Annotated in this window: 8 protein-coding genes; 5 read left to right on the top strand and 3 right to left on the bottom strand. The window is 65.7% G+C overall.

The genetic code is table 11. From position 1 onward, the window contains the following. Positions 1 to 151 precede the first annotated feature (151 nt). The 3 genes from INTCA_RS15635 (at position 152) to INTCA_RS15625 (ending at position 5892) form a co-directional block, all read left to right on the top strand. Positions 152 to 1354, top strand: a complete 1203-nt coding sequence (locus INTCA_RS15635) for a T3SS (YopN, CesT) and YbjN peptide-binding chaperone 1 (RefSeq protein ID WP_013493892.1) — start codon at positions 152 to 154, stop codon at positions 1352 to 1354. Between the two features lie 358 nt (positions 1355 to 1712). Further along, positions 1713 to 4358, top strand: coding sequence for a hypothetical protein (locus INTCA_RS15630; RefSeq protein WP_218916272.1), 2646 nt, complete (start codon positions 1713 to 1715; stop codon positions 4356 to 4358). Beyond that, positions 4345 to 5892, top strand: a complete 1548-nt coding sequence (locus tag INTCA_RS15625; RefSeq protein ID WP_013493890.1) for an AAA family ATPase — start codon at positions 4345 to 4347, stop codon at positions 5890 to 5892. The genes INTCA_RS15630 and INTCA_RS15625 overlap by 14 nt, the downstream gene beginning before the upstream one ends. 185 nt (positions 5893 to 6077) lie before the next feature. Here the strand turns inward: INTCA_RS15625 and INTCA_RS15620 are convergent, their stop codons facing one another. From INTCA_RS15620 to INTCA_RS15610, 3 genes are read right to left on the bottom strand one after another with little or no spacing between them, the layout of a single operon-like run. Continuing rightward, positions 6078 to 9218 carry a C-terminal helicase domain-containing protein gene (locus INTCA_RS15620; RefSeq protein ID WP_013493889.1) on the bottom strand — a complete coding sequence of 1047 codons (3141 nt, stop codon included), beginning with the start codon at positions 9216 to 9218 and terminating at the stop codon, positions 6078 to 6080. Continuing rightward, positions 9215 to 11041, bottom strand: coding sequence for a phospholipase D family protein (locus INTCA_RS15615; protein WP_041307833.1), 1827 nt, complete (start codon positions 11039 to 11041; stop codon positions 9215 to 9217). The genes INTCA_RS15620 and INTCA_RS15615 overlap by 4 nt, the downstream gene beginning before the upstream one ends. Continuing rightward, positions 11025 to 12191, bottom strand: coding sequence for a DUF6361 family protein (locus INTCA_RS15610; protein ID WP_013493887.1), 1167 nt, complete (start codon positions 12189 to 12191; stop codon positions 11025 to 11027). The genes INTCA_RS15615 and INTCA_RS15610 overlap by 17 nt, the downstream gene beginning before the upstream one ends. A gap of 358 nt (positions 12192 to 12549) precedes the next feature. On the opposite strand from INTCA_RS15610, the gene INTCA_RS15605 reads away from it, so the two are divergent. Together INTCA_RS15605 and INTCA_RS15600 are read left to right on the top strand one after the other, a co-directional pair. Next, positions 12550 to 13533: a V-type proton ATPase subunit G gene (locus INTCA_RS15605; protein WP_013493886.1), complete on the top strand. Its 984-nt coding sequence runs from the start codon at positions 12550 to 12552 to the stop codon at positions 13531 to 13533. Continuing rightward, positions 13520 to 13960, top strand: coding sequence for a hypothetical protein (locus INTCA_RS15600; RefSeq protein WP_013493885.1), 441 nt, complete (start codon positions 13520 to 13522; stop codon positions 13958 to 13960). Before INTCA_RS15605 ends, INTCA_RS15600 begins: the two co-directional genes overlap by 14 nt. The last annotated feature ends 63 nt before the right edge of the window (positions 13961 to 14023 follow it).

Below are 14023 nucleotides of genomic sequence, written 5' to 3'. Positions count from 1 at the left end.
GCTGAGTTACCGACGTTGAATATGCGGCCTGCTGTCCACGTGATTCGAGCCGATCTTCCTGTCAACAGCGCGAATTGGCCCCTCAGCACTGTCAGACCTGGACCCTATTCTGGAGGTATTGGGAAACGCGTGGAGAGGGGTTGAGCTGGCCATGATGGTGGATCTTGAGACCACGATCGACAGTGCTTGGGGAGGGTTCCGGCGTGCCTTGGCGGACGCGCTGGACGACCTGAGCGAGGGAGACAGCGTCGGCGTTTACCTGGACCCCGGTGAGCCGATCGACGAAGACGTACCCGGCGTGCAGGTGTCTCGGGTGGGTGCCTCGCTCGTCCTCGAGGTGCCAAGCAATCGGGCACTCGCGCGGAGTTTTCAGCTGCCCACAGCTGGTCTGCGCCGCCTCCGGCGGCTCGGCCTCACCCGGCGTTCGCGCGGGGAGGTGACCTACCGCGTGGCGTATCCGGTGAGTCACGTAGACCAGGCCGCGAGTGTGGCCGTGTCAGCACTGCGCGGCGCCTTCGGCGTCGTGCACCCGGCCTTTCTCAGTAGTGCCGACTTCACGTGGCAGGCGGGTTACCGCCCTCCGGCACCGCCGGCGCCCGCGCCCGAGGCGCAGCTGGCAGTCAGGCCGGTCAATCGCGATGACCTGGACCGCCTCGTTGACGAGGCGCTCACGCCGATGATCGGGCACGTGCCGGTCCGTGACTCCGATGGGGACATACCGTTCCAGGCGGGATCTGCAGTGGTATTCGTACGCACGAGCCGGCAGTCACCGCTGGTCCGAGTGTTCGCCGAGATGGTCGTCGCGATCCGGGACCAGGAGGCCGCGGTCGGCGAGCTCGCTGTGCTCAACCGGGAGATCTCGGGCGTGAAGTTCACGCTGCACGACGACCGGATTGTGGCCAGCGTCGACCTCCTGGCACTGCCCTTTGTCGGTGAGCACCTACGCGCTGTGGTGGCTCGCATGTGCGAGGTGATCTCCAGCAACGATGCGCTCGCCGCGGGTCGGGTTGGCGGGCGCACGTTCCTGGAGGCCGATGAGCCGGACGAGCAACAGGACGACAGCGACTCGGAGGATGAAATGCACCCCGTGATGCTGCGCCTGCTCCAGCTCGACGCCGAGCGTCCGGGATCGTTGCGCCCAAAGGACGCCGCGAAGCTGTGCGACTACGACTCGGACCTCATCCTCGAGCTGATCCAGTGGAACGAGGAGCAGGAGATCGCATGGCGCCAAGCTCGAGATGAGGCAAGTGCGGACCACGATTACGACGAGGCCGATGCCTGTGAGGGCGAACGCGCCCACGCGGAGAGGACGGTCAAGGTCCTCCGCAAGGCCCTGCGTCTAGTGCTCCTCTAATTGTGCGAAATGCGGGTTGGTTCGCAGTCGGGATGAACACCCGGAGAACCAGACCCACACGCGACAAAGCAACCGATCGAGCGCGGCGTCAGTGCGCATCCTGGTGCCTTCTTCGCTGGCACTCCGAGGTCTTTCAGCGCCTTGGTAAGCGGAGCTACGGCGGTGCCCAGTACGCTCAGCGGCTGCTTGAAGGTGAGGTCAAACGCGCGTGGATGCTCATCCCGCGTGTTTCAATCACAGGGAGATCGTTCGACCTAGGGGTGTGCGGCAGGTGGTTTCCCTCAGCACAGGGGGCGGGAGCAGCGCCGTCGCGGCTTCGGCGCACGCCGGGTGCGAGCGGTTCCGCAAGACGGATCCGATGATCATCGGCATGAGCCGGCGGAAGGCGGCCGCCCATCTCGGCTACCCGGACACGTCGGCGGGGATCCCCGAGGCCCGGTGGATGCGCGCGATGACGTTCGAGCGACTCGTCCGCGACCAGCGCTTCGTCTCCCCACTCCTGACAACCGCCATCGGGCGGTTGGGCCTTCCGAGGCCTACGGTGGTCTCGCGCCGCGACGGGAAGGTGAGTGTTCCGGCCACGGCGCTGGCCCTTGAGCAAGCCCATCTCCAGGCGGTTCACGAGGACGTCGCTACGCTCATCACCAGCCTCGCCCTTCCCTTTGTGGGTCTGGAGAGCGAGCCCGCGGCCACGCCGGTCAAGCCTGACTTCGCCGTCGTCGCCCCACGCCGAGACCCCGCGACCGATAGGGTTGTGGGTACCTGGCTCGTCATGGGCGATGCCAAGGACTACGAGAGGGTCCGGTCTCGGATCGGCGACCAGCGCATGCTCAAGGGCTTCCTCCAGGTCGCGCTCGGCGCCGAGAGCGCGGCAGCTTGGTCCAAGCTGCCGAAGGACATGGTCGTGCACCGCCACGGCGCCCTGGCCGTGCCACGCAATGCCTTTCTGCAGCCGGAAGCGGTCATCGAAGACCTCAAGGATCATCGCGCCGAGGTCATGGCCCGCGTGGCCGAGCGCAACGCACTGCTCGCGGGCAACGACTGGGCGGTGCTCGACATAGAAAGGCTGTGCACGTTCGTAGGCCACCTCGCGGCCGAGTACGACCCGAACTCCTGCGCCGCATGCTCGATGTTCACTTACTGCCGCGACGAGCTCCGGTCCGCCCACGATCCACAGGCCCTGTTGATCGAGCTGGGTATCCGCCGAGAGCTGCGCCCGGCGCTGCGCGGCGTAGTAGACGGGTCCGGAGTGGTCGGCCGTGTTCCCGAGTCCGTGGTGGCGGCCGTGCGTGCCACTCTTCGCGGTATGCCGCTGAGCTCGGGTCAACGTCGCATAGACCCTGCCGGCGTGGCCGGGTCCGTCAACGTGGTGCTGGCGAAGTCGGATGCCGCCGCCCTAGGCGTCCACGGGGTGGCCATCCAGCGGGTCCGGAAGTCCGGCAAGCCGACACGGTGGTCGTACCACACGTTCGACGAGCCGCAGTCGCCCGCCACGCGTCTCGCGCTCATGGAGCTGCTCGGTGAGGTGATCTCGACCTCAATGGCAGACCTCGAGGACCTCATTCCCGGTGCACCAAGCCCACTGCACATCGTGGTCCCCGATCAGGTGACATGCGATGTGCTCGTCTCCATCGCCGACTCATTGGCCGGTGTGGAAACCAGCCGCCTGCGCTGGAAGCGGGACCTTGAGATGGGCCGCCCGGCGTTGACCTTCGACGGCGAGCCCGCGACCGTGCCGGCGCCGCTCACCGCCCACCAGCGCCTCGCAGTCAGCTTCCTCCTCGAGGAAGATCGCGCCCGCGCGATGAAGCTGCGCACTCCGTTCGTCAACCTGCGCGACGTCGTCGCACGCCACCTCGTCGCTGGCGGACCTATGGTCGACAGCGGTCGCCTCGATTACCTCGTCAGGTGGGCTACCGCCACCGTTGCGCTCGACCACCGCGCGGTCTCGGACAAGATCACAGCGAGCGACCACACGCCCGGCGCGCGTCTGTCCAATGCCCGCTCCGACGCCATCCACCAGGCTCGCGGACGCCCGCGGGGCAGCAGCAAGCGCGCTGACAAGGAGTACGCCCATCTCGTCACCGAAGAGCTCCGCTACAAGACCGGCGTGGTCGACTCGGCGATCGCTCACCTCAACTCACTGCCGACGTCTCGGCTGCGGGAGGTGTACCGGGCGCTCGAGGGGGATGCGCAGCAAGTGTGGCGGCGGCGCCTTCGGCTCCACGCATCGGACCTCGTTCGGTTCGGTCGAACGGCGTGGTGGTGGCGCAACAACCAAGTTGACATGCTCGACGCGGATGCCGCCTGCCTGACCAAGCTTCAGGCCCTCGGGAACCCACAGGTGGCAAGAGACCTCGGCGCGGACGCGGGCACCCGCGAGATCGCGCTCGCCACGGTGGCTGGCCTGAATCCGATCCGCCTCGACGTCCGTTCCCGCCGTATGACGGCGGGCACTCACATCGTCGCCCTGCACGTCAACGAGAGATTAGCCATCGAGGGCGCTTCGAGCACCCTCAAGATCCAGGCCGGCTCGTTCAAGTTCGGCAAGCTCGCCGTCGGTGAGCTGACCGCTTCACAGGCCGATGACCCTTCCTTGGAGTGGTCGCCGCGATTCCCGCCGACGCTCGTGGTCGGCGACGAGCTCGTCGTCGCTGACGTCACCTGGCTCGGCGGGCCGTTCGCCTCACGCCATGAGATCGCGGTGGCCCGGCCGGGGGTCGACGGGAACAGCGCCCCCAAGGCCGGTTGCACCGAGCACTCCTACAGTGATGACCCAGACGGCCACCAGTACTGCTGTCGACCGCACGAGGCCGCGGAGGCGGACACCTCGGACTGGATCGCCGAGAGGCGCGAGAAGGGGGAGATGAACCCGCAGGCCTGGCCACCGGTCATCGACACTGACCAGTTCGACACCCCGGCCGACGGCACCCCCACCGACGGGACGTCCATGGCTGGGGAGACCAGGCCCAACGAGGACATGACGATCGATGACCTCGACTGACACCCGCCTCGTCTTCCTGCCGCCCGCCTCGCCAGCCGAGGCTGCGCTGCACCACGCCTCAGCCGCTGCTGGCAATGTCGAGGCGACAACTCAGGCGATCGCTACGCTCGCTGGAACGCTAATGGGCACAGCGGCATACGCCCGGATCCTCCTACGCGCGGCTGCCGGCGCGGGCAAGTCCTACGCGCTCAAGCGCATGGTCGAGGACGCTCTACAGCACCCGAGATGCGCCCGCGTTGCGGTGACAGCGTTCGCGAACAAGCAGGTCTACCCGTTGGCTGAGAGCCTCGGAAAGCAGCTAGGGCGCGACCAGGTGTGCATCATCGTGTCGCGCCAACGCGCAGCCGAGGTGTCCGACTCCCTCATGAAGTCGGCGACGGTCGTCTTCGGGTTCGCATCGCTGCCGTCAAGCGCGAAGGTCTTCCTGATGACCTCGCACATGCTCGAGCGCGCGGGGTGGCCGATCAAGGACAAGCTGGGGGCCGGCGGCGACGGCGAGCACCCGTTCGACGTGCTCTTCGTCGACGAGGCATGGCAGCTGCCGCTGCATCGGTATCGCAAGGTGGACCGCTTCGCCCCCGTCGTGGTCGGGGTGGGTGACGTGGGGCAGCTTCCCCCGATCGACCCAGGCCAGAACCCATGGCGCGGTGACCCCGGGTACAACCCGTACCGGGCGTGGCCCACGTCGTACACCACCGACGACGCCACCTGGTCCATCGATCTCCCCGCGGTGTGGCGACCGACCGCGGCGCAGCTGCCGTTGTGGCGCGCCTTCTACAGCGACTGGGACGAGCTGAACTGCGTCGCGGGACCGGGTGACCGTTCTATCGAGCTGGGAGAAGCCCTGTCGGGCGAGGCGAGGCAGGTCTGGGAGCAGGTTGCGACCGGCGTTCCCGCCCTGCTGGAGGTGGACGGTCTCGACGAGGCCGAGGCCGCCGACATCGACCTCCCTCTGCTCCGGGTCGTCGAGGGCCTCCTGGACGACCTCCTCGGCGCGGGCTTCCGGTTGTGGAAGAGGACGCCCGACGACACGGGAATGCCTGTTGGCGAAGAGACGATCTCGTCGTCCTCGCCTGCCGGAGATCCTCTGATCGCCGTTCTTGCCACCCGGAACCAGGCCGTGGACGACGCGACCGAGATGGTCGAGCGGCTAATCACGAAGTACGACGTGCCGGAAGGCGTGATCGTCGCGTCGACGGTGGACTCGTGGCAGGGCCAGACCAACGGCATCACCGTGGCCATCCACCCGCTCTCCGGTGCCTCCGCGCTCGACGAGTTCAACTCAGCCTTCGGACGGCTCGCGGTCACTTGCACTCGGGCGACGCATGGGCTGCTCATGCTCAGCCGATCAGAGCTCGACGGACTCTTGTCGACCGCGCCTGCCCGGCCCGGCACCCCGCTGGGCGAGCCAGGCACTCGAGAACTGCCGCGACAGACACATCAGCGCATCCTCGGCGCCTTCGCTCGAGGCCGCATGAACCACACGAAGGGTCGCCCGACTGCGACGGTCGCGACCGCACAGTCACCCGCCTGAGGTAGTGCAGCTCTCGAGAAGCAGTAGCTGACTGCAGTCACTGGCTAAGGTCAGGAGCGGCTGTGGGGGCCACTGCCACGGCGCTGGCAATGCTGCGGCGCTCGCGCTCGCTTGCGGCGTGATGACTCTGCGAAGGTCGAACGCTGGCAGCCGGACCCCACGGCTGAGCCCCGTCTGCGCTGGACTCAGGGGCTGAGGTCGATGAAGAGATCCGCGAGCTCTTCCGCGTTGCCCCCCAGGTATCGCAGGAGATCCTCTTGCCGCGGCTGGCCGATGACGAGCCGGTACGCGCCCACAGTTCGCAGGAGACGCCGATAGGCATGCGCCTCACGGCTCAACGGCAGGGCTGGGACGTAGCGCTCGATCCGGTAGCCGTCCTTCACGGGGAAGACCCAGTAGGGGTGGATCATCGTCTGGTCTGCGGGCCTGTCTGCCACGGCGAGCTCAAACATCGCCGCCCACGGGTCGTCTGCTCGGGTGACCTCGGCTCGGCCGCCGTAGGCCAGGGCAATGTTGCGTCGGACCGCATGACCCTTGTAGCGGTGAACGCGCCCCTCGCGCTGCTCTAGATCAACCGGGTTTGAGGGCAGGTTCCAGTGAACGATGGCGTGGCTGTACTGGTGGAAATCAAGCCCTTCCTGACCGACTGACGTGGAAGACAGCACGAACGGCCAGAAGGGTGAGTTGAAGGCCTGACGGACCTGCCCCTCTCGAGCGATGCTCTGGTCCTCGGTCACGCCACGGCCGAACCTGACGGCAAAGTGGTTGCGCAAGCTGAAGGACTCCAGCTTCAGCGCACCGGAGCGAACCGAGAGATCGGACACCTTGTTAACGCTTGCTCGGACGCTCATCGCGGCGCTCATCTCCGCCGCGACGGCGGCCGCCTTCTCGGGTCCGGGCTTGAGTGCCACCCCGAGGCTCTCGTTGAGCACGTGGGCATACTCATCGAGCACAGCAGTGAGGCCGCCATCGACACACTGCGCGAGCACATCCTTCCAATAGGGCGCTTCTTCGTCCTGCCTTCTAGTCAAGGCCATCATCTCTGGCTGGTTGAAAAAGTTGCGCATGGCCCAGGAAACGGTGGTGGCATGGTTCCGGAGCGTGAAGTCGCGCATCACCTCGGGCCCGCCGGTGACCCTGCTGATCGCACGCAGGGCGCACACGCCCAAGCCCCCGATCGCCACATTGGTGAGGACCTCCGCGAGGTCCTCCGGACGGCGTCCGAACTCGGCCGGTTGGATCGATGCTGCACGGGAAAGGTGCTCGTCGAAGCGCGTGCTCGAGTCGTGTTCATCCCACTCGATGCCGTAAGAGAACTCCACGCTGTCCACCAGCGGTAATTCAAGCGACACCTGGTCGAGAAGTACGGGTGCTGCCCAGTACCAAGAGTCGTCAACGGGTCCAGAGGTCGGGCCTGCGGGCAGTTGCGAGAGAAGATTCTCAACCTTTTTCCTCACCTCTCGGAACAAGGTTTCACGATTCAGCGGAAGCGCCTCCTGCACGGCCCGAGCGACTGACAGGGGGTCGCCGGCCATGGCCAAGGATGCGCAGGGGTACATAAGCATGAGCACCGGCATTCCGGTGAGCCGCCCCTCTGACTTCGAGAAGGAAAGGAGACCCCGTTGCCGGGTCGCGTCGTATCTCCGGTCTTGCAGTCCCGCATACTCGACAAGCCTTCGTTCGGCCTCATAGCTGAGCACCGAGGAGATCGCCTTTGGGACCACATTCCAAGCCGAAAAGATCAGGCGCTTGGTGAAGTGGCGCGAAGCCTCTGCGGCGTAGGGGCCGGAGAGGTCGTAATAGGGCAGCGAGGGCGGAACCCAGGCGAGACGCCAAGCCCCTGGCTCCAGGACATCTCGGGTGATCGCCCGCATCTTCGCATTGGCTGGGTCCAGAGCCTTGTAGGCGTTGACCTGTCGCTTCGACAGGAGGCGGCGGTTTTTCCCCACCGCGATTCGGACCTCGGCGCTATGAGTCCCGCTGCGTTCCAGTTCCTTCTTGACGACATAGCCGTCCATCAGCTCGAAAACGTAGGGAGAGCTCCGCCAGTACTCCAGCATGTCCGGCTGCCCAAGCGCCGCCGCGACGCGTGACAGGAAGCGGTAGTCGTGGAGGTCGCGCTCGGCCAGTGACAGACCCGGCATTTTAGCCTCACCAAGCATCCCGTCGCGATCAGGAGTGGATGCCAGCCGCTCGGTCCGAACCATGACCCTACGCAGCTCCGCTTGGGCTGAGTCTCGGGCCTCTTCGGCTAGCTTCCGGTCGCCGGTCATGAGGCCGCGGCGGAGGTCGCCGAGCTGGTCCTTTATGACGTCCGCGCGGTCGGATCCAGCGAGGAATTGCACGGTCTGGAGGAAACTCTGATAGTGGTCTTCGCCCTCCGTCTCGTCAGGAAGGGTGTACATCTTGAACGGTGTCGCGGACAACAGGACCAAGCGGGCTTCGCCGTGGTCGAAGAGCGCCCGGGCGAGCTCGGCTCCCGGGTTGTTGTCGTGAAGCAGTGAGGTGAATCGCTGGAACTCATCGAGGATGATGATGTCCGGTTCGAGGGCGGCGACGGCCGCGCGCGCCAGCTGCTGACGCATTCGTCCGATCAGGTTGTAGCGCCAGCTGCTCAGCCCCTGCTCGGGCCACCAGTCTTCTCGGCGGCGTTTGAACTGATCACCGCAGGCGAAGAACTCCTCCAGGAGGGTGCCATGGTCTCTGTGCCCGGGGAGCGATTGGAGCTCTGCTACGAGGGCTTCGCTCATTGTCGTCGGAATGCTGCTGCGGTCGTACCACTTAACGTGATTCCTGAAGTTGCCAAGGCGCGTTCCACCTCGGAAGAACTTGAGCCAAAACTCTGATTTCAGCTGGGGCAGTTGGCTGCGCAGCATCCAATAGAGCAGGACGCGCTCTTCCGCCTTGCCGCCGCTGTCGCTGACGTTGAACGAAGTGCCCGGGCTGAAGGACACGAAGTTGAGCTTCCGGCCGCGTAGGTCGTCTATCCTCCGGGCGAGCAGGGTGAGTCGATCGGCGAACTCGTGGCCAGCGTCTTCTCCGACGCGCAGCCGAGCGAGGTTCTGCCGGGCGATCTGGGCGTTGGAGCAGATGTACACGACGTCGATGCGGTCGACGTCGTCCCACAGCCGGTCGATCGCCTTGGCGATGACCCCTCGGGCGACAAGCGTCTTGCCGAGTCCCACCTCGTCGGCGACCAGGAAACGTCGGGTCGGATCGTCCTCCCAGAGGCGGGCGTCGACATAATCGACGGTGCGGCGCTGGAAGTCCTTGAGTCCAGCGAGCTCTTGGTCGACGTCCGGGCGAGGCGGCTCTGACGTGCTCATTGTGTCTCCCGGGCGGCGGAGACGACCCGCCACAGTGTGTCGAAGTCTGGTCCGAGGTCCGGCAGTCTTCCCTCTTCGTCGCGAAGATCATCGAGCAGGCTGCTGACCCGGTCCAATGAGTCGTCATCGCGGCCGAAGGCGTGTACCAGCGGCTCCACGAGAACCAGGTCGTCAACCCAGCGGTGGGGGTCGGCCGAGTGCTTCGCTCCTTCGTCGTGCGTGCCCCAGAGGATCGCGCTGGCAACGTCGTCGATGCCGGGGTCCTGCAGCAGCAGGGCGAGGTAACGAAGGATGTCTTCGATCTTGCTCAGCAGGTCGCGCAGCACTCGTCGAGCGCGGTCGGCGGGGGCGCCCACGAGTGTGGCCCTCAGTGCACTCGACCGCTCAACGGTGATGCCGTGACGCTCCAGGCGGGTTCGGACGGCCACAAACGCGGTCAAGTCGGACAGCCCGAGGCCCCGCCAACCATTGTGGTCACCGAGCCGACGGTCATGGGCCGCCTTGAGGGTTATCGGGCGTAGCCAGCTTTCACCAAGCTGAGGGGGAGGTGATGCCCACTCGAGTTGGACGTTGTAGGCATCAGCGTCGCCGGTCACGTGCAGTTCCGGACCGTTGGTTGCGAGAGCCGAGTGGAACTCCTCGATGGCTCTCTCCAAGTCGAACGCCGGGTCCGGGACCGGCTCGTCACTCGGCTTGTAGGGCTGCAGTAGCCGAATGAGACCAGTCTCCTTATCGTCGTCGTTCAGGATCGCGGCCGCTCCGCAGTGTGCGACAGGCCCGCTCAGCAAGACGCCAAACTCTATGTTTCCGCCAAAGGCAGCGGAGGTGGCGTTTGCGGAGCCCGCGAGCAGAGTGCCCGTGCCGCCAACATCCCAGGCGAACACCTTCGCGTGCAGACCAGACTTCACCTCGAGCGTGCCTCCGGAGCCCTCCGCCTCCTGCCCATCAGCGATCACGTCGGGCGGTGCATCCGCATAAGGCTGCAGGACCATCAGCTCATGTCCGTCGAGCGGTGCGGCTCCCAAACGGTTGAACGTCTCCGCGCGGGAGACGATGGTGCTGCCGCCCGCAATTCGGCGCCCGGTGGAGGCATCGAGGAAGGGGGATACGACCAGGCAGCGGTCGGTGCTGGCGGGTACCGGCCAACCCATGCCCCCGGGTGTTCCCATGGGATAGAGGGTGCCGGAGGTGAAGGGAGGCGGCACTCCTAGGGACCGGTCGCTCAGGGTCGCGGCGAGGTCGCGGATGAGTGCGGCGCGTGCGTCGGCAACCGGGCGGACGCTCATCGTCAGCAGATCCTTCAGGAAGGCGGCCGCTGGCTCCGCCGCCATTTGATGGGGGGCCGTCGCATCCTCCTCGGCCATGAACACTGTGTCCCAGGAACGGTCGCCCGTCAGGTTGCGGCTGAGGCAGGCCAACCGATGAGTGAGATCCCCGGAGGCGTTGGTGAATCGGAGCACCCAAATCTTCGGGTGGAAAACTCGAGAAGGGGGAGGAGCGACCTCGATAATCGCTTCCTCCGCGAACACCGTCAGCTTGCGGTAGGTGGTCGGCACATGAATTCCGCCGGCTTGGCAGAACACTGTGGTTCGACCGGCGTAACGTCGGATGGCCTCCAGTAGTTGGTGCGGCGCAGCGCTCTCGATTCCGGCTTCCGCCTGTTCGTAAGCCGCCATGGACAGGGGAGCGAGCAGTAATGAGCTGAGGTCGAGGGTGTATGTCGTCGCAACGGCTGCATCGAGCCGCCAGCCCGTCGGGGGGCGAAGGACGTCGGTGAGGAGGTGTCTCACATCGGGATTCAGCACCTCACCCCTCCAGTCCATGGGCCAGATCGTTGAGGTGACGTCGGGCGATGCTCCACCGGTAGTCGAGCCAACCGGTCCCGGCGCCAACACTCCACGTGGATCGAGCATCGGGGTAGGAAAGACGAGCTCGCGTACGTTTGAGCATCAGCTCGCGCGAAGTGACCAACTCGCGGGCGTCTTCGCTTGCGTGACGACCGGCCTCCGCCAGCTGCCACCACGTGTCGAGGAACTGACGCGTTGCGGGTCGGATGCGTGGGTTGAGCTGAAGCATCCGGCTCCAGAAGCGCGAGCGATCCCACCCTTCGAAGACCTTCTGCTCTTTCAGGCCTTCTGCCCACGACCTCAGGTAGTCGGCGTACTCATCACGCACCTCGTCATTACCGGTCACCTCCGCCATCATGCGGTTGTAGAGGATCGCCGGTCCGGTGGCAGTCTGGTGCACCCGACGAGCGTCGTCGACCAGCTCTGACATCTCATCGGGGAAGTCGTCACGGCGCTCGTGATCCCAGATCCAGTCAGCATCGGACGACGGGTGGTTGACGGCGAGCCAGTCAAAGAGCGAGCCACGGGTGGCATCGGCGATTCTCACCTTGAGAAACTCGGCCTCTGCGTTGTTTAGAGCGAAGGTCGTCGTGTCGAGCAGATCTGAAGGCGCGGGCGGAAGCGCCGCCATGCCCAGGCGTTCCATGCCCATACCCTCGAGCTCAGGATCCTCGACGCCTCGCGCGTGCTGGATCGCATTGCGGAAATAGCCGTTGATCGAGGTGCGCCACCGTCGGATCCCAACCTGCTCGAGGCTGGCCCAGTACAGTTCGCTCGGCATGCGCTTGAGCGTGCTCCTGGCGTCTCGTCCGATCACCCCTCGGCTCTCTCCGCCCGCCACGAGAGCGCTTATCAACCTGATCTCGCGACTCCGCAACTCTGCTTGGGAGCGTTCGACTGGCCATCTGTGACGGGCGACGTCGTTGACGATCCACGGGACGAAGAGGAAGTACTTCACGCGCGTGTGAAGAGTCGACGTACCAGGGAAGAACGCGTTGGAGAAGGTGTCGCGGACGCTGCCTATGCCGAGCTCGTCGACGGTGGATGTGTCCTCGAACATCTTGACCACTTCGAGCATGGCGCTTCGCTGCGAATCGTCGCCATCAAGCCAACCGAAGTAGCCCATATGAACGGATACAAGCGGAGTTGTTAGGGCAGGTCAACCCTCCGCAGCCGCCCACTGACTCTCCTGGTCTTCAGGGGAGATCGGACCGGTCGGGGGAGCGCGCCGGAAGCCTCATCGCGCCGCATCGATAGCTACTCCCGTTCCTCACCTGACACGGAAGGTGTCAAGTGGCAGCCCAAATGCAGCTGGCACGGCGCGCTCGGGCGCGGGGGCTTGACGGCCTCGTGTCACCTACGTGTGGGTTACCCCACACGCGCGAGCAGGGCGCCGATATCGGCCATTTGTCCAATCCCAGCCCTCGTCCCCGCTACCTTCGTAGCGCGGGCACCGGTCCGCGCTGGATAGGGGTGATCGTCAGATGGTGCTACCGCTCATTCCGCTCGCGCTCATCGCGTCGGGTGTTGTCACCGGCACCGCCGGCGCTGCTGCCGGTGCCTGGGGAGCGTACAAAATGCATCAGGCTCGCAACGACGTTGCGGAGGCCACGGAGAAGTACGAGGAGGCTCGCGAAGCGGCGGAGAAGCGCGCGGAAGAGACGAATGTGCGTCTACGGTCGCACGGCCAGGTCCAAGAGGAGGCGCTGCAAGACGTCGTCGCCCGCATGTCGGAGTTCATCCGCCGCAATCAGCGCCAAGTCAATGAGACGCTGAAACTGCTCGTCGACGGCGTCGACGTGCACGTCAACGAGCTCGGGCCGGCTGACGGCCTCCGGCAGGAAGCGCTCACCTTGCTCGCAGGGATTGTGGGCGCGGGTGCCACAGGGGTAGGTGCCGCGGCCGGCGCGACAGGTTTGGTGACGACGATGGGCGTCGCAAGCACCGGCACCGCAATTGGCTCGCTGAGTGGCGCGGCCGCCCAGAGTGCCACGCTGGCCTGGCTTGGCGGCGGATCGCTCGCTTCCGGGGGAGGGGGGGTCGCCCTGGGCGCTACCGCCCTGAATTTCGTGACGGTCGGGCCAGCGCTGCTCGTTGGCGGGCTGGTACTGAACACTCAAGGCGAGAAGGCCCTTACCGAGGCCCGGAAATACGTGGCTGAAGCGGAGATCGCCGCGCAGGACCTGCAGGCGATGCACTCCAAGTTCGATGCCATAGACGAGCGCGTCAAGGAGCTGCAGTCGATTCTGGACGAGCTCGTCGATCGGGCAACGCAGTCCCTCGACGAGCTGGAGGCCGTCGACTTCGACGGGATCGTCCACGCCCCTCTCTTCCAGAAAGCCATGGGCCTCACTGTGGCGGTCCGAGATGTGGGAACCACACCGCCCGTTGACGACGAGGGTGACCTGAATGCCCGATCGGCGGGCCTCAAGTTCAAGTACCGGGAGTACCTCAATGGCCAGCAGTGAGCCGCTGAAGGGGAAGGTCGTGAAGTCGGGACCGAGCGGCCTGGGAAAGGTTGCGTCCGGGTTGGACGCATTCGTGGCCCTCAATAACATCGTCGAGGCAACGCGCGAGTACCTCGTTGTACGCGAAGAGGCGACAGTAAAGCGGCGTGAGATCGATGCTTATGAGCGCCTCGAGCTGGACCGTATTGCTGCCGCCGAGAGGGTCCTGAAGGACTACTTCCGTCAGGCCTTCGCGGAGCGGGCGCAGAACGTCGAGGCTCTGCTCGTCCGCTACGACCAGGCCATCGAGCGGGGAGACGCCACGCTGGCCCAGGCTGCTCTCTCGGGGGTCGTGGATATCGCCAAGACGTCCCCGCTAGCTGATCTTGGTGACCTGGGTCAGGTTCGCAAGGCCTTGGACGACCCGGATCACGTCTGGGAGTTCTGATGGCCGCCCGCGGGCCAGGGTAGGAGTCGCCGGCTCGCCCTTGGCGCGGGCGGCTAGGTTGTT

The sequence above is a fragment of the Intrasporangium calvum DSM 43043 genome (assembly GCF_000184685.1).
Taxonomy (GTDB): domain Bacteria; phylum Actinomycetota; class Actinomycetes; order Actinomycetales; family Dermatophilaceae; genus Intrasporangium; species Intrasporangium calvum.
Note: the sequence above shows the minus strand (reverse complement) of the source record. Positions and strands in the feature narration are given on the sequence as shown.

Excerpts from the sequence above, each read along its gene's own strand:
- INTCA_RS15615 (WP_041307833.1), bottom strand. The coding sequence starts at position 11,041 with ATGGACTGGAGGGGTGAGGTGCTGAATCCCGATGTGAGACACCTCCTC.
- INTCA_RS15610 (WP_013493887.1), bottom strand. The coding sequence starts at position 12,191 with ATGGGCTACTTCGGTTGGCTTGATGGCGACGATTCGCAGCGAAGCGCC.
- INTCA_RS15605 (WP_013493886.1), top strand. The coding sequence starts at position 12,550 with ATGGTGCTACCGCTCATTCCGCTCGCGCTCATCGCGTCGGGTGTTGTC.
- INTCA_RS15625 (WP_013493890.1), top strand. The coding sequence starts at position 4,345 with ATGACCTCGACTGACACCCGCCTCGTCTTCCTGCCGCCCGCCTCGCCA.
- INTCA_RS15630 (WP_218916272.1), top strand. The coding sequence starts at position 1,713 with ATGATCATCGGCATGAGCCGGCGGAAGGCGGCCGCCCATCTCGGCTAC.
- INTCA_RS15620 (WP_013493889.1), bottom strand. The coding sequence starts at position 9,218 with ATGAGCACGTCAGAGCCGCCTCGCCCGGACGTCGACCAAGAGCTCGCT.
- INTCA_RS15600 (WP_013493885.1), top strand. The coding sequence starts at position 13,520 with ATGGCCAGCAGTGAGCCGCTGAAGGGGAAGGTCGTGAAGTCGGGACCG.
- INTCA_RS15635 (WP_013493892.1), top strand. The coding sequence starts at position 152 with ATGATGGTGGATCTTGAGACCACGATCGACAGTGCTTGGGGAGGGTTC.